Raw genomic sequence first — 17,693 nt, 5'->3', positions numbered from 1 at the left:
GACAGTTGAGAACTGCTACCTATCTTCCTGTCATCCAACAATTTTCGAGAAATCAGCAACGGCATCCGTCGCCGCGCGGATTCGCGAAAGCAATGCCAGACGATTTGCGCGAATATCGGCATTGTCGTCATTAACCAGCACTTTTTCAAAGAATGAATCAACTGGTTCACGCAAAGCACTAAGTGCGATCATCGCGCCGGAAAAGTCTTCCTTTTGAATCGCTTGCGCCGCTTGGCTCTCAGCTTGATTCACCGCGACGTATAAGTTCTTTTCCGCATCATCATTGAAAAGATCGGGGTTTACCATGTCTGAAATGGCTGTCCCCTTCTTCTCCTCGGCGCTCAAAATATTGGCGGCACGCTTGGTTCCGGCAACAAGATTTTTACCGTCTTCCGTGTTGAGGAAAACAACAAGCGCCTCGACACGCCGTGCGATCAGCAAGAGATTATCCGCGTCTGGTTTAAGCACAGAATCAATCAGATCATGACGCGCACCGAGGTCGCGCAGATGTACCTTGAGGCGGTCATGAAAGAACGCCAAGAGATCAAGAAGGATGGGTTGTGACCGCTCCGAAAGCTGGCCGCGTATCCGCTTTTCAAAACCAGATATCGCGTTGGTAACATCTTCCTCACCATCCACATCACCCGAATTCTGGGCTGCCTGCGCTTCCTCGAAATGCTCGATCCGCTGCTCGATTTTCTCTTCGCGCAATTGAATGAAGGCGTCTTGGAAAATGGGCAAAAGTTCAATCTTCCAATCGCTTGAAAGCAGAAGCCTGATCACGCCGAGCGCCGCGCGCCGTAATGCGAACGGATCTTTAGAACCGGTTGGCTTTTCATCAATAGCCCAGAAGCCGACCAGCGTATCCAATTTGTCCGCCAGTGCAACAGCAACCGAAACCAGATCGCTTGGTACAAAATCGGATGGTCCTTGCGGTTTGTAATGCTCCTCAATGGCGGCAGCCACTGATGGGTGCTCATTCTGCAGGAGTGCATATTTCCGGCCCATGCCACCTTGCAACTCAGGAAACTCGCCAACGATTTCGGTTGTAAGATCGGCTTTAGCCAAAACCGATGCGCGGCTTGCCAAAACTGGATCGGCGCCTATCCGAATCGCAAGTGCGCGTGCAAGATTTTTAATCCGCGTGACGCGCTCGCCTTGTGTACCAAGCTTTGCGTGGAAAGTAACATTCAGCGCATCCAAACGTGCCATGCGTTGGTCCAATGGCTTGCTCAGATCAAGGTCAAACTTGATGGCAGCTGGCGCCAGCGTGTGCATATCTGGCAAATCATGCTGGTCGGTATTCCAGAAGTATAGCGCATCCGAGAGGCGTGCCCGCACGACCTTGCCATTGCCATGGGCAATCTCGCGACCGCCATCAGTCGCTTCGATATTGGAAACGAGGATGAACTTATTGGAAAGCTTGTCCGCTTCGCCCTGTTTACGTGTAACAAAGCATTTCTGATTGGTCTTGATGGTAAGGCGGATAACCTCAGGCGGAATTGCAAGAAACTCCTCCTCAAATTCGCCCATCAACACCACCGGCCATTCGACGAGGCCAGACACTTCTTCAAGAAGCGCCTCATCTTCAACAAGCTCAAGTCCCGATGCAAAAGCGATGTTCTGGGCGTCGGAAAGGATAATTTCCTTGCGGCGATCCGCATCGAGCACCACCTTCGCCTTTTCAAGCTTGGCAACATAGTCGTCAAAGCGGCGGACGGTGATCGGCTTGCCATCGCTCAGGAAGCGATGACCATAGGTTACATTGCCAGTTTTCAGACCATCGATCTCAAAATCGACGACAACCGGCTCCTCGGTTTCAGGTCCGAACGTGCAAACAATAGACTGTAGCGGACGAACCCAGCGCAAGCTTCCGGATTTGGAAGACGCCGCGCCCCATCGCATGGATTTTGGCCATGGGAATTCGCGGATAATCTTTGGCATCAGCTCCGCAATGATCTCTTCAGCGCCGCGCCCGGGTTTCGTCAGATGGGCGACATAAAAATCACCCTTCTTAGGATCGGTGTGGACATGCGCTTCAGAAATATCATTCAAGCCTGCTGAACGCAGAAAGCCTGCAATAGCCTGCTCAGGCGCATTGACACTTGGGCCTTTGCGGTCTTCGTGCACATCCTTGGAACGTGCTGTAAGGCCACGTATATCGAGCGTAAGACGGCGCGGCGTCCAATAGTCTCCCGCTGCCTCATAGGTCAGCCCGGCTTCGACCAAAGCGTCGGTAACCAGCTTCTTCAAATCGCCAGCAGCCTTGCGCTGCATACGTGCCGGAATTTCTTCCGAGCGGAGTTCGAGCAAAAGATCAGGCATTATACGGACTCACTCTTGAAATTCACGCCACCTGCTTCCGTGAGAAGGAAGGCCTCGCCGCATTGCCGGGCAAGATTGCGTACCCGCAATATATAGCTCTGACGTTCCGTTACCGAAATCACGCCACGCGCATCAAGAAGATTGAATGCGTGGGATGCCTTGATGCACTGATCATAGGCAGGCAGGACCATTTTATGCTGAGGGCTGTTATCGCCGCTCTTTGGAGCGCCAGCGCGCAATAGCGCTTCACATTCCGCTTCCGCATCTTCGAAATGACGGAGCAAGGTGCTTGTATTTGCATGTTCAAAATTATGCCGTGAATATTCCTGTTCGGCCTGTAGGAATACGTCGCCATAGGTGACTTTCTCGTCACCCTCAAGACCATTGAAATTGAGGTCGTAAACATTGTCCACGCCCTGCACATACATGGCAAGACGTTCCAGACCATAGGTCAATTCACCCGACACCGGCGAGCATTCAATGCCGCAAACCTGCTGAAAATAGGTAAACTGCGACACTTCCATGCCATCGCACCAACATTCCCAGCCCAGCCCCCAGGCACCCAATGTCGGACTTTCCCAGTCATCCTCGACGAAACGGATATCGTGCATCAAAGGATCAAGGCCGATAGCCCGCAGCGAGCCGAGATAAAGCTCCTGCAGATTGGGCGGCGATGGCTTCATGATCACCTGATACTGATAATAATGCTGCAACCGGTTTGGATTTTCGCCGTAACGACCATCTTTCGGGCGGCGTGACGGCTGCACATAGGCAGCCTTCCACGGCTTTGGTCCAAGCGAACGCAAAGTCGTTGCGGGGTGGAATGTGCCAGCACCAACTTCCATGTCATAGGGCTGCAGGATTACACAGCCATGCTGCGCCCAATAATTGTGGAGCGTCAGGATAAGCCCCTGAAACGAGCGGGTCGGGTGCATATGATCTGGCAAGGGAGAAGTCACCGTGCGGCCTTTTCATTACTGGAAATAACAGAGAATGCGTGTTTCGTTTGGAGCATGATCTTGTCCGTAAAGTCATGCGACTTTTCGGGATCATGCTCTAAGACGTGCATACAGACCGGTCAAGTGGAACGAAGAAATCAGCCCTTCTTGTCGGGTGCTGGAGCCGGAGCTGGCGGCGTTGGTGGCTCAGGTACCTGAACGCCGTTCTTTGCCACACCGGGATTCTTTTCTTCTGGAAGTCCGTTTTTCAGCTTTTCCTCGATCTTGACCAGATCTTCAGGCTCAGGCTTGGAATCGCGCGCATGCGCCCATTGGAAAGTCGCCTCAAGCTTGCGGCCCGCACGCCAGTAAGCATCACCAAGGTGATCATTGATTGTAGCATCTTCGGCGCGCAGTTTTACTGCCTGCTCAAGCTGAGTGACGGCTTCATCGTAACGGCCCAAACGATAATAGGCCCAGCCCAATGAATCGACGATATAGCCGTCCTGTGGCCTTGCTGCTACGGCTTTCTTGATCAAATCCAGCCCCTGTTCGAGCTTGATATTCATATCAATCCACGAATATCCAAGATAGTTCAGGACCTGTGGCTGATCGGGGTAGAGTTCCAGCGCTTTCAGGAAATTCGGCTCCGCCTTGTCCCATTCCTTCAGGCGCTCATAGGAAATTCCACGCTGATAGAAGATCGTCCAGTCATTTCGGGTAGGCTGCTTTAAAACGGCAACGGCCTTGTCGTAGGTTTCAGCTGCCTGCTTGAAATTTTTATCCTGGGCGTAAATGCTGCCAATAGCCAGATATGTACGCATGTCTTCCGGATTGCTTTCAAGCAAAACACCAAGATGCTTGATAGCTTCGTCATTTCGTTTCAGAACGGCGAGATTAATCGCAAGCTGCATTTCGGCATCGCGCCTATAGGCGGAATCCTTGGCAATTTTGCCAAAATACTCGATTGCTTTCTCCGGCTGTTCAAGCTTCGCACTCAGATCACCCAATTGATAAAGGGTAGCATCATGGTCCGGGCGAAGTGGCAGGGACATTTGCAGATATAATTTCGAGAAGGCTTCCGCCCCACCATTATCAATTGCTGTCGCAACGACATATAATACCTCGGATGCTCCCTGTTGCGGGGTCTCAATCAGAGGTTTGATCGTTTTTGCGCTCGCTATCTGCTTGGCAAATTCGACAAGAACCATGCGTCCCGACAGAACATCAATTGCTTCCTTGACCAGTGCTTCAGCGCCTGCCTTGTCACCATTGCGAATTTTGAACGAAGCATATGCCTCGACCAAGCGTTCATACGTGTCAGGAGCAGCAGCTATATTGGCCTTGTTGTCCAGGGCGCTTTGATAAAACTCTGCCGCCTTTTTCTTCTGACCCGCCATGTCCGCAATCAGCGCCGAACTATAGGCCTTGAAAAGCGTGAATCCTTCCGGCCCCTTCAACTTGTCAATCATTGCCAAGGCCTCGTTGGGCTTGCCGGCACCGGCTTTGGCAAAAGCTGCAATCAGTCCAGTCACCATACGATCCAGATCAGACTGGAGCGACAGCATCATCAATGTTTCGACCTGGCGGTATTGTTTCTTGTTGAGAGCATCAATTCCAAGCGCCAAACGCGAGAAACGCTCTATTTCAGGCACAGCCTTCAACTCGGCAGCCAGCGGCAATGCTTCCTTGAACTGGCCGTTCGTCAAAAGAACAAGCAGGAGGCTTTGACGCAGCTCCGTATTTTTGGGATCATAGGTCAGTGCCTGCCGATAAAACGCTATGGCGCTATCAAAATCATTGTCGCGCTCTGCAGTCCGAGCTGAAAGAAAAGCGCCCGACAGGTTTCCGGTATTTATGACTGGCGTCTGTGTCGTGGTCGCTGCTGCCGGGATCGCACCGCCTATCATGGCAGCCAGTGTAGCTCCTACAATCGAGCCGAGCATTTTACTGCGCTGCATGACAAATCCCTCTTTACTGCCTAATTTGAAACGATACTGCGAATCCTCAAGGGAACCATGGCCTTTTTACGGTTTTCGCTCAAGTTTTCCTAAAGACTAGCACGGGGTTAGCTTGCACCCCTCATCTGACGGGCTTCAATTTACCCGGCTGATGCAGAAATCGATTACCTCCAGCAAGGCATCCTTCTGCGGCGAGTGGTCCAGCGGAGCCAACGCGTCACGTGCTATTCCGCCAAAGTGCCTTGCTCGCTGGATCGTGTCGCTCAATGCACCATAGCGGGTCATCAAGCCTTTGGCTTTTTCCAAGCCCTTGTCGTCATTAACGCCGTTTTCAAGCGCTTCCTTCCAGAATTGCCGCTCTTCCGAGCTGCCCCGACGATAGGTAAGGACGACTGGAAGCGTGATCTTGCCCTCACGGAAATCATCGCCGGTATTCTTGCCTAGATCTTTGGCATTGCCACCATAATCCAACGCGTCGTCGACAAGCTGAAAGGCAAGTCCGAGATTGAGGCCATATGAACGTAGCGCCTGCCGATCGGTCTTCGACGCAGCGGCAATTATCGGCCCCACTTCCGCAGCAGCAGAGAAGAGCGCCGCAGTCTTCGCTTTGATGACGGCAAGATATTCGTCTTCAGTCGTTTCAAGGTTTTTTGCCGCCGAAAGCTGCATCACTTCGCCTTCAGCAATGACCGATGCAGAGGTAGCGAGCACATCCAGTGCTTCCAGCGAACCAACTTCCACCATCATTTTAAAGGCTTGACCAAGCAGGAAGTCGCCAACGAGAACGCTTGCCTGATTGCCCCAGATCATTCGCGCAGTACTTTTTCCACGGCGCAGATCGCTCTCATCCACCACGTCGTCGTGAAGCAGCGTAGCGGTATGCATGAATTCAACGCTGGTCGCTAGCTTCACATGGCCATCGCCCTCATAGCCGAACATACGTGCGGCAGCCAGTGTGATCATTGGGCGCAAACGCTTGCCACCTGAAGAAATCAGGTGATTGGCAACTTCCGGGATCATTTCAACATCAGATCCTGCTTTAGACAAAATCAGTTCATTGACCCGCCCCATATCCGCCTTGGTCAAATCGACCAGGGGCTGAACCGACCCAGAACTGCTTTTCTTCTCTTCAAGACTGACAACAACGCCCAAAATGAAACTCCTACTGTCTTGGCCTTGCGCCTGATTCCGAGGACCAGATTTGATCTTCAGAAAGGATTGCGAGCCAAATCAAAATATCACTACGCCCGATAAAATCTTGCAAGATGCGCGGCGCTGCAATGCGGCGACACCTTATTTTGACTGCCTATAACCCGCAAGCGGCGAATTGGCGCGCAGAATTGGTACAGGCCACAAATTCGTGATAAAGCCAGTGGCCCTTCTCCCCATCCCTTTCGAAACGGTAGTTCAGATGATCGAAATAATGCGCCTCAACGACCCTGTTCTGATTTCATTCGTCGAATCATTATTGAAAGATGCACAGATCAAATATTTTATCGCTGATGCCAATATGAGCGTACTTGAAGGGTCGCTTGGTGTTCTCGCCCGGCGCGTGATGGTCGATTCAGAATTTGAAAAAGAGGCGCGCCAGTTGCTGACAGACGCGGGAATCGAGCAGGAGCTTCGCGGCTAGTTCATGTCTGTTCTGGATATCCCTCATACGATCGACGCTTTCCATCGCGGTCGTTTCCGCCTCATTCAACCCTCTGCCAAAGGTCATCGCTCCGGCGTAGATGCCATGGTGTTGGCGAGCGTAGTGCCCAATGAATTCAGCGGTCGTATCGCAGATCTGGGTGCCGGGGCTGGGGCTGCTGGTCTTGCGGTTCTTTCCCGCTGCGGCAAAGCCAGTGCAACTCTTATCGAGCGATCCGAACTCATGGCGCAGTGCGCCCGCTTGTCTCTGGCTTTACCAGAGAACCACCTGTTCTCAGGCCGGTGCGATATTGTTCAGGCTGATGTAACAGCTATTGGCAAAACGCGCATGGCTGCCGGAATTCACGACAACTTTTTCGATTTTGCCATCATGAATCCGCCTTTCAACGAGGCAAAGGACCGCGCAACGCCGGATGCTTTGAAAGCGGAAGCTCATGTCATGACCGATGGTATGTTGGAAAAATGGATTAAAACCGCCGCTTCCATCGTCAAACCCGGCGGATCAATCGCCATTATCGCGCGGCCAGCGTCCATGCTTGACCTGCTGACAGCTTTGCAAAGGCGCTTTGGCGGGCTCATTATCGTTCCTGTCCAGCCCAGACCTCAAGAGGCGGCGATCAGGATCATCATTAAAGGTGTAAAGGGCAGCCGCGCGGGGCTTACCTTTCATCCTCCCTTGGTGATGCACCATGAAACCGGCAATGACTTCACCGAGCGCGCAATAGCGATCAATAACGGAGTCGCTTCGCTGTTTTAGACTTTGGGACCATTGTGATTTTCTCTGCACCGCTTACATGGTCTTGAGATGAGCACGTAAAGGAGACCCGCTTGGCTCGATTTATCCGGAAGTTATTGCCCCGCCGTTGGCGCCCAGACCATATCGAAATCCCAGTGGTACGCTTGCATGGTGCGATCATGGCGGGAAGCAGCCGCTTTCGTAATGACCTGTCGCTCAGTTCTACAGCCGGCATGCTTGAAGAAGCCTTTAGCGATAAAGATGCTCCAGCCGTTGCGATTTCGATCAATTCTCCCGGCGGCTCGCCTGTTCAGTCGCGACTGATCTATCGGCGTATTCGTGATCTGGCGGCGGAAAAGAACAAGAAGGTTCATGTTTTCGTTGAGGATGTCGCAGCCTCCGGCGGTTACATGATTGCAGTTGCGGGCGACGAGATCATCGCTGACCCCTCATCCATCGTCGGCTCGATCGGCGTTGTTTCGGCAAGTTTTGGCTTTACCGAATTGATCAAGAAAATTGGCGTCGAGCGGCGTGTTCATACCGCCGGTTCGAACAAGTCAACCCTCGACCCGTTCAAGCCGGAAAACAAGCAGGATATTGAGCATCTCAAAGCGCTGCAATTAGAGATTCACGAGACCTTTATCAATCTGGTAAAGGAACGGCGCGGTGAAAAGCTCAGTGACAATCCAGACCTGTTTACAGGGCTGTTCTGGACAGGGATACGCGGATTGGAACTTGGCCTGATTGACGGGTTGGGCGATATGCGATCACATTTGCAATCTCAATATGGCCCTAAGACCAAACTCAAACTTATAGCCCCGCCACGGGGATTGTTTGGTCGCAAACTCCCTTCTGCTGAAATCGGATTTGGTGGAATAGGGGCGGGTTTTGCCGAAGGCATTGTCAATGCTGCAGAAGAACGGGCGCTTTGGTCACGTTTTGGCCTTTAACCTTGTGTGTATTTTGGCAAGAGCGACGCACCGTGTTATGATTACGAAAATATCGGTGCCTGTCATTTTCGGGGTCTAGGACGATGCCACAACTCATCTTTTTTCTGCTTATCGGTATTGCCGCCTATTACGGCTATCGTTCGTTCAAACGCGAAGCCCAGCGTGTATCAAAGCGTGTTCGCGAAGCGGAAAAAGAAGTCCAGAACCGCTCTCAAGGCACTTTGGTTCAGGATCCGGAAACTGGTGAATACCGCTTGCGTAAAGACTGACCGAGATGCTCGACAGTCTTGATCAAGCGATCAGCCTGATTGCGCCTGCCAAGATCAATCTGGCACTGCATATTACCGGCCAACGGGACGATGGATATCATCTCCTGGATACATTGGTGGTTTTTGCAGGTTATGGTGACCGAATAAGCATCGCACGCAGCAGCGCGGATTCATTTCGCATAACAGGACCTTATGGACATTCCTTACCTGCCGACGCTTCCAATCTTGTTTTAAAAGCCCGGGACAGGCTGCGTGCAGAATTTCCGGACCGGGCTTGTCCTGTTTCAATCGAACTGGAAAAACACTTGCCCATCGCCTCTGGTGTTGGCGGTGGCTCAAGCGATGCTGCTTCAACCTTGAAAGCGCTGGTCTCGCTCTGGAACATCAATATTGATCCTGTCGATCTCAATAATATTGGGTTGGCAATGGGCGCAGACCTGCCCATGTGCCTGCATGGAAGGCCCTTGATTGCTCGCGGTATCGGCGAAGAACTGGAGGCGGTCACAGCTATCCCGCGCCTGCCAATGGTTTTGGTCAACAATGGCGCCGCCGTGTCGACGCCACAGGTCTTTGGCGCCTTGAAAAAGCGAAACAATCCGGGATTGCCCAACTTGCCAAGGTTCGGCAGCGTGAACGATGTCTGCGCCTATCTTGAACAGACGGACAATCATTTGTATGCTGCCACGGTCGAACTGCTCCCCATTATTGGCGACACCGTGGACGCGCTATATTCTACATCGCCGCGTCTGGCCCGGATGTCAGGTTCGGGCGCTACCTGCTTTGCGATTTATGACACCGATGAGGCCGCATCTGCTGCCGCATCTCTGATAAGCAATGCCTATCCATTGTGGTTTGTGGTCAAGACAGATAGCGGCGAAGGAGAAAACTGACCTTGGCCGACAATTCATCACGCGCTTTCGTTTCGGTCAAAATCGCTGTCCTTACGGTGTCAGACACACGCTCACTTGATGATGATAAATCGGGCAAAATGCTTGCCGAGCGCATCACAGCGGCAGGCCATATATTGGCGGCCAGAGACATTGTGACAGACGATGTTACAAAAATTCGTGAGCGTGTCATTTCCTGGTCAAAGGATGACGAGATTGACGTCATCATCACCACAGGAGGCACGGGTTTCACTGGCCGCGACGTGACACCGGAAGCACTCGAGCCCATATTCGAAAAGCGGATGGACGGATTTTCTACCATTTTTCACAGGGTTTCCTATGACAAAATCGGCACGTCCACGATTCAGTCACGAGCAACGGGTGGAGTGTTAAACGCCACTTTCGTCTTTGTGCTGCCGGGATCTCCCGGCGCATGCAAGGATGCCTGGGATAATATTCTGCAATACCAGCTCGATTATCGTCACATGCCCTGTAATTTTGTCGAGATCATGCCTCGGCTCGATGAACATTTGAAACGCGGTGGTAAGAGCTAAGCTGCTGGAATGATTTCCGCGCGTAAACGTTTCATCGCCAAACCACGGGCCAGATCAGCCGCCTTCTTTTCCGGCTTCAATAAGGCCATTGCCTGCCGCTTGGAGATCAACAGGCCATCGGCAATGGGGCTGCGTTTTGAAAATAGCCTGTTAAACAGCGGCTTACGGTGAACATGGGAGCATGAGAAGCAGGCCGGGCCTTGTGAGCGCTCGACGTGAACAGCGACCGGCTCAATCCATCCATCGAGCAATCTTGCTCCGGGTTCCACCAGCAAAAACCATTCACTGCGTGCCCGCCGGAACCCATCAATCAATGTCTGGTCCTGCAGAAAGATACAGCCAGCGGCATCAGCCACGCGGTGGGTCTGATCCGACGATCCGTAATCGACAATAATCACGTCGCTGAGAAGCCCTTCGACGGCTCCACCGACCAGCCCGGCAAGGGTTCTGGCTAACAATTCGTCTGAATTATGGGTTTCAATCAGGACGGAAATCATACCTAGCCAATATATCAATGTGACTAGAATTTCCATCCATCCTTTTACCTAAATTGTTCTTGATTTGTTCTCATTATTTGATAGGAATAGATTCACGCTCGAAGGTGCCACCGAATCGGTACCACCCTGGCAGGGAGAACGCAGATGAACATTGTAGTGCAGGCGGATAAGGTTGCTTTCGGAAGCGGCCGAGCACAACATGCCAACGCATTGATTGAAGATGCTGGTTTGCGCATAGACAGCGAACGCAGACGCGGCCGGGGCGCGGGTATGAATCCCACTGGCCGTTTCGAGGCGGAAAGCCGCCATGTCTATGATGATGGTTGGGAAACAATTGAAGATCTACCACCATTCAAGACTGAGGTACAACTCGAAAAGCCCCGGACAATCATCACACGCAATGACTCGCCTGATATAAGTTTCGACAGGTCAATCAACCCTTATCGCGGTTGCGAACATGGTTGCATCTATTGCTTTGCCCGCCCGACACATAGCTATATGGGATTGTCCGCCGGACTTGATTTTGAATCAAAACTCTTTGCCAAGCCTGATGCAGCAAAGATGCTGGACAGGGAATTGTCCAAGCCAGGTTATACTGCAAAGACAATCGCCATCGGCACAAATACCGATCCCTATCAGCCCATCGAGAAGAAATGGCGCATTATGCGCGATATTCTTCAGGTTCTGGAGGCTCATCAACATCCCGTTGGAATCGTTACAAAATCCGCGTTGGTTATGCGGGATCAGGACATTCTGGCGCGCATGGCTGAGAAGGGCCTCGCCAAGGTTTGTCTTTCAGTGACGACCCTTGATGGAAAGCTGGCGCGCACGATGGAGCCCCGGGCTTCAACGCCTACGCGCAGACTGCAAGCCCTGCGCAGTCTTTCCGATGCAGGCGTGCCTGTTGGTGTCATGGTGGCTCCCGTCATTCCCGGGTTGAACGATCATGAGATCGAACGGATTCTCGATAGTGCCCGTGCCATGGGTGCGCTGGAAGCTGGATATGTTCTGCTTCGTTTGCCGCTTGAGGTCAGCCCGCTTTTCAAGGAGTGGCTGCTTCGAAATTATCCCGATCGCTACCGGCACGTGCTTTCGCTTGTTCGTTCCATGCGCGATGGCAAGGATTATGATGCCGAATGGGGCAAGCGCATGCGGGGTGATGGCCCCTATGCCTGGCAGATCGGGCGGCGTTTTGAAATTGCTGCAAAGCGGCTCGGAATCAACATTAACAAGAGACGCCTGCGCACCGACCTGTTCGAGCCAACGCCCGGAAACGAGCAGTTATCCTTGTTTTAGACACGCTCTTCCATCAGGTGCGATCCCCATCCCCGCCTGATGGTTACCCTGGGTAGCTTTGCCCCATCTGCTACCCGGGGACTTGCAGAGAATCAGGACGGATGCGAGAGTCGCCGCAAGATGTCTCGATTACGTTCTGATTCTCTGCTGCTTTCCTTGCCCGCTGACAAGCCCGACTTTGCCAGTGAAAAGAAGCTCATGCGCTCCGGTGTCCAGTTTGTGGCCGGTATTGACGAGGCAGGCAGAGGGCCTCTGGCAGGGCCAGTCGTTGCGGCTGCGGTCATTCTTGATCCAAAGAAAATTCCTGATGGTCTTGATGATTCAAAGCGTCTGACGGCAAAACGCCGTGAAGAACTGTTTGATATCATTACCAAAACCGCCTTAGCCTGCTCTATTTCCAGCATTTCGGCGCCAGCAATTGATGCGACTAATATCCTGAAGGCTTCGCTTGAAGCCATGCGCCGTGCGACACGCGGTCTTGCGATTATTCCTCACCATGCGCTGATTGATGGCCGGGACGTCGCTCCCGGGCTGCCCTGCCCTGCAACGGCGATGATCAAAGGAGATCAACGCTCCGTTTCCATTGCCGCGGCATCCATACTTGCCAAGGTAACGCGAGACAGAATGATGAGCCAGACTGGCAAATATTATCCTCTCTATGGACTGGAATCCCATGCGGGTTACGGAACTGAAATCCATCGCAACGCGATGGAGGCACACGGTCCTGTCGTCGGCTTGCACCGCTTCAGTTTCTCGCCTTTGAAAGAACGGCAAGCCTAGAGCAAGCTCTGTTTCCCTGCCGGAGGGATTCGCGGACAAGGTCGAGGGGTTCAGCAAGGCCGATGTTTATCCATAGGACGAGGGTGAAGCCCGATGGATAAAGCACGTTTCGCTCACACCAGAGCCGCAGAAATGCTCTAACTCCATCCCCTCACAATTCCCGATATAGATCGGGTTTTTACATGCCGGGGATCGCTTAGTTCAACCGCATGCAACTAAACTGCAATTTGTACTTGCAATTTTTCGGCAAAAATCCGTGTTTTTTGGGAATTATTCTGATTTTTTCTCGATATTTCGCTCATCGTAACGAAATTTGGTTTGCATATCGAGCATTATGCTTCGCACAAAAAAAGCCGCTCAAAGGCGGCTTTACTAAAATTCGTTTGTATAATCTGCTTTTTAGTTCAACCGGGATTTGACTTCCGAAAGCGATGTTTTGAAGAGATCGGCAGATGTTTTGGCATCCACCTTTTCCGACAAAATCTTGCTGGCAGCAGCAATTGCGATATCTACAGCCGAAGCGCGAACCTCGTTGACAGCCTCAACCTCTGCCTGAGCGATTTTCTGCTCGGCAAGCTTGTTGCGACGGGCAACATAATCCTCAGTTTTCTTCTTGGCTTCCTCAAGGAGACCATGTGCTTCACGCTGCGCTATGGCAACGATCTCACCAGCTTCCTTTTCGGCTTCCTTACGCTTGCGCTGATACTCAGCCAGCAGAGATTGCGCTTCTTCGCGCAGGCGGCGGGCTTCTTCAAGCTCGTCGCGAATCTTGTCTGCACGGGCGTCAAGGGATTTACCAACGACACCTGGAACCTTCAAGTAGACGATAAGCGCCAGGAAGATGATAAGGCCAACGAGGGCATAAAAGGTTGCATCCAATTCCATGACGTTTCTCCTTAGCCTCGCACTGCTTTGACAGCAGCGGAGATTGCGGGCTTGTCGACGGCACCGCCAAACAGCTTCTTGACGATTTCAGCGGCTGTATCTTCAGCGATGGAGCCGACTTCCTGCATAGCCTTGTTCTTGATCGTGGCAATGCTGGCTTCAGCGTCACTCAGCTTCTTTTCGAGAGCTGCGGAAATTTCGGCCTGTTCGGCGTCGGCTTTCACCTTTGCCTGATCACGGGCTTCCTGCGCAATTGCGCCGGCTTTGTTCTTTGCGTCGGCGAGTTCCTGGGTATAGGCAGCCAGAGCCTCATCAGACTCCTGTTTCATCCGTGCCGCCTGATCTAGATCAGTAGCGATACGGTCACGCCTCGTTTCGATGATACCACCGATACGCGGGAGAACCACGCGGGACAGGAAAACATAGAAAACTGCAAATGTGATTGCCAACCAAAGAAGCTGTGAAGCGAAATGGTTGGAATCAAAGGGAGGGAACACGGCTTTGGCATGACCGGTTTCCGAATGCGTTCCCGCTGTCGGATCTGCCGGAGCATGTGCATCAGGCGTTGTTCCGGGCGCAACCGTTTCGGTATGGGCCGGTGCTTCGCTCTGAGCGACTATTGTATCTGTTGTGGATGCGGCATTAGCCGAAGACACGAACATGCGTTGTCCCCTTGATTGAACTTCAAATCATACTGGCTGCGTTGGTCCGAATAACGACCGGACGCAGCCAATATCGTAAGCCGTTATTATACAGCGAAGAGAAGCAGAAGAGCGATGAGCAACGAGAAGATGCCCAGAGCTTCAGTAACGGCGAAGCCGAATACCAGACGGCCGAACTGGCCATCAGCTGCTGATGGGTTGCGCAATGCACCGGAAAGATAGCTGCCGAAAATGTTGCCAAGGCCAAGAGCCGTACCGGCCATACCAAAACAAGCCAGACCTGCACCGATGTACTTTGCTGCTACGGGATCCATATTAAACTCCTTGAGGGTAGATCGTTAGAATAGATTTGCGTTAGGCGGACATCCGCCGGTGAACTTTTTAGTGACCGCCGGGATGAACTGCGTCGTTCAAATACATGCAGGTAAGCACGGTGAAGACGTAGGCCTGAAGGAAAGCCACCAGGAATTCCAGACCCGTCAATGCCACAGTCATGGCCAGCGGCAGAATTGCGCCGCCAATTCCCACTGCGCCGAATGCGCTGAGCGAAGCCACGAAGCCGGCAAACACCTTCAGCGTGATGTGGCCAGCAAGCATGTTGGCGAACAAACGAACCGAAAGGCTGATCGGACGGGAAAGGAAAGAGATAATTTCGATTGGAACAACGAGCAGCAAGAGCGGCCCGGGCACACCCGAGGGCACAAAGACCCCGAGGAACTTGAAACCGTGTTTGGCAAAGCCATAAACAAGGACTGTTCCGATGACCAGAACCGCAAGCGCAAAGGTCACGATGATCTGGCTGGTGATGGTGAAGAAGTATGGGAACATGCCAAGCATATTGGCAACGAGCACGAACATGAAGAGCGAGAACACGAAGGGAAAGAACTTCATTCCCGCGCTGCCTGCCGATTCTCGCAATGTTGATGCGACGAATTCATAGGCCATCTCTGAAACCGACTGAAGACGGGTCGGGATAAGGCCACGGTTTGACGATGTAAGGTAAAGAAATGCCGAGGCAACGCCAACTGTGGCAACCATAAAGGCAGAGGAATTGGTGAAGGACAGATCAACGCCGCCCACATGCAAGGGAACCCATTGCGAAATGTGGAATTGATGAATCGGATCGTTGGACACTATTACCTCGTCTCTAATTCTGTTCTCACGAACGGTGCTCGATGAGCCCTATTCCGGTTTTTCATGGTCGGATTTCTTGGTGAAATCCAGCCCACTGTTTTCCGCCACACGTCCTGCAGAGCGCAGGATATTCAGCGTTCCAGCACAAAAGCCCAGCAGGAGCAGTATGATGAGCCCCCATGGCGATGTACCCAAAAATCGGTCAGCTAACCAGCCCAACCCCGCACCAACCAGAACGCCGGCGATAAATTCGCTCGACAATTTCATGGCCTGCGCGACACCGGAGGCGGTTTCCGTCCCCTTGTCTTGCGAACCGGCTTTACGGGCTGCACCCTTGGAAACAAGTTTTGCTTCCAGATTGCGGCGCCGAAGCTCCAGCTCTTCCGAAGTTAGTCCCCCGCCAGCACCCGGCGTGTCACCGACAGAACCTGACTTATCGGGATCGTTACCCGTTGCCAATGGCATGTCCTTTACACACTGAATGCGAGGCTTCATCCCCGCTTCGAAGTCGCGCGCAACATATTGTCCTGATCCTCGCTAGTCAAGGCGAAGAGTCACGACTCTCCAAGGTAATTTTTTTACTAGAATTCAATGCCTTAGGTAAATATGACTTTCCTGCTCATCACTGAGTGACAATTTTGCATGCGAATCTGGCGTTTGGCTGTGGATACAGATTGCGCAATTCAGCTAGTTAGGAGGTTCCATGGTTATAGTTTTTGAAGGGCTTCGAAGGCAATAACAGGGGGAACTCCCCATTAACCGGAACCAGAAGCGTCGTATCAAATACCTGACCAGTTTTGCGCGTCGCCTTCGGGCCCATCGGTGCAAACTATCGCTGCTCCAATGGTTCGGGGCCGCCAATTGCCTACGCCCCTACGATTTTGCGTACAAACCGCTGCTCGAGCACTTCTTTACCCCACTGCCCGCCGGGCTCCTCTTCTACAAGAACAAAACCGTGCGCCTCGTATAGGCGCCGTGCGGCATCCAATCCCTTGAACGTCCAAAGCTGTATTTCGGAAAACCGTTGCTCGATGCAAAACGAGATCGCTTTATTCAGCAATTGCCTGCCAATGCCGGCGCCGCGATAACCATCCTCCATAATGAACCAGCGCAGATGAGCCACATTATTTCCGAGATCTTCGCCGTCAATCGCCACCGTACCGACGATTTTTTCCACATCTACCGCCGCCCAAATCTGATTGACAGGCCGCTCCAATCGCCCGGAAAATTCTGCGATGCCAGTGGCAACCTTGCCTTCGAAAAAATGACCGAAACTATTTGTTCGAGCATAGTAGCAGCCATGCATCTCGGCACACCGTCCAATAATACCCGGCTGATATCCACTTTGGATGGAGATTGCCGGCGACGATTGCGGCACCTTGCCTGCGCGCCGCTGTTCCAGCGCATCAGCATAGGCTGCAAGTCCATCCCGCACCTTTTCCTGCACAGCAGCGGAGTGACTACCCAGCGCAGAGGACACCACATCATCGGCAAAGGCATTGATCGCGGCGAGCGTATTATGCCCCTTGCTGGTCAAGGAAAGCACCTTGGACCTGGCGTCCTGCCCATTAGGCTGTTCAATCAGTTCGCCCGACAAAACAAGCTTGCGCACCATTCGGCTAACACTGGATTTTTCAAGGTCGAGTACAGCGCATAATTCGGCAGCGGTCAGCTTATCATTTCTGCCAATCTCGATGAGTGCATGAACGGAGGATGGAGCGAGATTCGTTCCTGCAAGGGTCGGGCGCATAAAACCTAACTCTCGAACAATGCGCCTTGAAGAATTACGTATTTGAGCAGTGTCCAGAAGGATACTCATTGTGTGGCTCGTAAATATAGTTGCATCATACAACTATATGCCTAACCTGCGAGTTTGTAAATGATATTGAAAGTGCAAAATGCGGCACGGGGATATTGATCCACGCAGTTTCAACCCTGCATTTCTTGCGGGTTGCACGATTTCAAAGAATAGATCGAGACGGGTCAAACACAGGAATTTGGGAGCAAAAGCGGAAGCACCGAACCAGCCAGTGCATCGGAGAAGATTGGCCTCTCCGACTTTGGCAAGGGCCTTGCTCTCAAAACTGGAGGTGAATCTATGTGGTACAAGCCATTTAGCTTCACGCTCATCATGAAAAGAACCCGGACAGGCTGGACGCTAACGTT

General features: G+C 52.4%; 19 protein-coding genes. 8 read left to right on the top strand and 11 right to left on the bottom strand.

Annotated features, from left to right (window positions below; all coding sequences use genetic code 11):
- Positions 1-30: 30 nt before the first annotated feature.
- The 4 genes from glyS to V9K95_RS10485 form a co-directional block, all read right to left on the bottom strand.
- Positions 31-2,325, bottom strand: a complete 2,295-nt coding sequence (gene glyS / locus V9K95_RS10500; RefSeq protein WP_336440757.1) for a glycine--tRNA ligase subunit beta — start codon at positions 2,323-2,325, stop codon at positions 31-33.
- Positions 2,325-3,260: a glycine--tRNA ligase subunit alpha gene (locus V9K95_RS10495; protein ID WP_442958559.1), complete on the bottom strand. Its 936-nt coding sequence runs from the start codon at positions 3,258-3,260 to the stop codon at positions 2,325-2,327. The genes glyS and V9K95_RS10495 overlap by 1 nt, the downstream gene beginning before the upstream one ends.
- Before the next feature lie 161 nt (positions 3,261-3,421).
- The gene (locus V9K95_RS10490; RefSeq protein ID WP_115052145.1) at positions 3,422-5,224 is read right to left on the bottom strand and encodes a tetratricopeptide repeat protein; all 1,803 of its coding nucleotides are present in this window, start codon (positions 5,222-5,224) and stop codon (positions 3,422-3,424) included.
- Between the two features lie 135 nt (positions 5,225-5,359).
- Positions 5,360-6,376 (bottom strand): polyprenyl synthetase family protein, encoded by a 1,017-nt coding sequence (locus tag V9K95_RS10485; protein ID WP_307283260.1) that lies wholly within the window; start codon positions 6,374-6,376, stop codon positions 5,360-5,362.
- A gap of 259 nt (positions 6,377-6,635) precedes the next feature.
- Here V9K95_RS10485 and V9K95_RS10480 point away from each other — a divergent pair, with 259 nt between their 5' ends.
- From V9K95_RS10480 to moaB, 6 genes are all read left to right on the top strand, one after another.
- Positions 6,636-6,857 carry a putative signal transducing protein gene (locus V9K95_RS10480; RefSeq protein WP_115052215.1) on the top strand — a complete coding sequence of 74 codons (222 nt, stop codon included), beginning with the start codon at positions 6,636-6,638 and terminating at the stop codon, positions 6,855-6,857.
- Positions 6,858-6,860: 3 nt separating this feature from the next.
- Positions 6,861-7,634: a tRNA1(Val) (adenine(37)-N6)-methyltransferase gene (locus tag V9K95_RS10475; protein ID WP_336440755.1), complete on the top strand. Its 774-nt coding sequence runs from the start codon at positions 6,861-6,863 to the stop codon at positions 7,632-7,634.
- Between the two features lie 71 nt (positions 7,635-7,705).
- Positions 7,706-8,563 (top strand): S49 family peptidase, encoded by an 858-nt coding sequence (locus V9K95_RS10470; protein WP_307283252.1) that lies wholly within the window; start codon positions 7,706-7,708, stop codon positions 8,561-8,563.
- Between the two features lie 83 nt (positions 8,564-8,646).
- Positions 8,647-8,832, top strand: coding sequence for a hypothetical protein (locus tag V9K95_RS10465; RefSeq protein WP_115052149.1), 186 nt, complete (start codon positions 8,647-8,649; stop codon positions 8,830-8,832).
- Positions 8,833-8,837: 5 nt separating this feature from the next.
- Positions 8,838-9,722 carry a 4-(cytidine 5'-diphospho)-2-C-methyl-D-erythritol kinase gene (locus V9K95_RS10460; RefSeq protein WP_336440754.1) on the top strand — a complete coding sequence of 295 codons (885 nt, stop codon included), beginning with the start codon at positions 8,838-8,840 and terminating at the stop codon, positions 9,720-9,722.
- Between the two features lie 2 nt (positions 9,723-9,724).
- On the top strand, positions 9,725-10,273 hold the full coding sequence (gene moaB, locus V9K95_RS10455; RefSeq protein ID WP_336440753.1) for a molybdenum cofactor biosynthesis protein B: 549 nt from the start codon (positions 9,725-9,727) through the stop codon (positions 10,271-10,273).
- Here moaB and V9K95_RS10450 read toward each other — a convergent pair.
- Complete coding sequence (locus tag V9K95_RS10450) at positions 10,270-10,806, bottom strand: glycosyltransferase family 2 protein (protein WP_115052152.1); 537 nt, start codon at positions 10,804-10,806, stop codon at positions 10,270-10,272. The two genes, moaB and V9K95_RS10450, sit on opposite strands and share 4 nt — an antisense overlap.
- A 108-nt stretch (positions 10,807-10,914) precedes the next feature.
- Here V9K95_RS10450 and V9K95_RS10445 point away from each other — a divergent pair, with 108 nt between their 5' ends.
- Positions 10,915-12,066 carry a PA0069 family radical SAM protein gene (locus tag V9K95_RS10445; RefSeq protein ID WP_336440752.1) on the top strand — a complete coding sequence of 384 codons (1,152 nt, stop codon included), beginning with the start codon at positions 10,915-10,917 and terminating at the stop codon, positions 12,064-12,066.
- A gap of 120 nt (positions 12,067-12,186) precedes the next feature.
- Entirely contained in the window at positions 12,187-12,846 is a 660-nt protein-coding gene (locus V9K95_RS10440; RefSeq protein ID WP_115052154.1) for a ribonuclease HII, read from the top strand.
- Positions 12,847-13,245: 399 nt separating this feature from the next.
- Here V9K95_RS10440 and V9K95_RS10435 read toward each other — a convergent pair whose 3' ends face one another.
- From V9K95_RS10435 to V9K95_RS10410, 6 genes are all read right to left on the bottom strand, one after another.
- Positions 13,246-13,731 carry a F0F1 ATP synthase subunit B gene (locus V9K95_RS10435; RefSeq protein ID WP_115052155.1) on the bottom strand — a complete coding sequence of 162 codons (486 nt, stop codon included), beginning with the start codon at positions 13,729-13,731 and terminating at the stop codon, positions 13,246-13,248.
- Between the two features lie 11 nt (positions 13,732-13,742).
- The gene (locus V9K95_RS10430) at positions 13,743-14,393 is read right to left on the bottom strand and encodes a F0F1 ATP synthase subunit B (RefSeq protein WP_336440751.1); all 651 of its coding nucleotides are present in this window, start codon (positions 14,391-14,393) and stop codon (positions 13,743-13,745) included.
- A gap of 86 nt (positions 14,394-14,479) precedes the next feature.
- Complete coding sequence (locus tag V9K95_RS10425; RefSeq protein WP_008125314.1) at positions 14,480-14,707, bottom strand: F0F1 ATP synthase subunit C; 228 nt, start codon at positions 14,705-14,707, stop codon at positions 14,480-14,482.
- Positions 14,708-14,774: 67 nt separating this feature from the next.
- A complete protein-coding gene (locus V9K95_RS10420) occupies positions 14,775-15,527 on the bottom strand; it encodes a F0F1 ATP synthase subunit A (protein WP_115052157.1) in 753 nt (250 codons plus the stop codon).
- A 48-nt stretch (positions 15,528-15,575) separates the two neighbouring features.
- Complete coding sequence (locus V9K95_RS10415; RefSeq protein ID WP_307283218.1) at positions 15,576-15,986, bottom strand: AtpZ/AtpI family protein; 411 nt, start codon at positions 15,984-15,986, stop codon at positions 15,576-15,578.
- 406 nt (positions 15,987-16,392) lie between these two features.
- A complete protein-coding gene (locus tag V9K95_RS10410) occupies positions 16,393-17,346 on the bottom strand; it encodes a bifunctional helix-turn-helix transcriptional regulator/GNAT family N-acetyltransferase (RefSeq protein ID WP_336440750.1) in 954 nt (317 codons plus the stop codon).
- Positions 17,347-17,693 lie beyond the last annotated feature (347 nt).

The organism is Phyllobacterium sp. CCNWLW183 (genome assembly GCF_037203775.1).
GTDB classification, from domain to species: Bacteria; Pseudomonadota; Alphaproteobacteria; order Rhizobiales; family Rhizobiaceae; genus Phyllobacterium; species Phyllobacterium ifriqiyense.
This window is presented reverse-complemented; position numbering and strand designations above follow the sequence as displayed.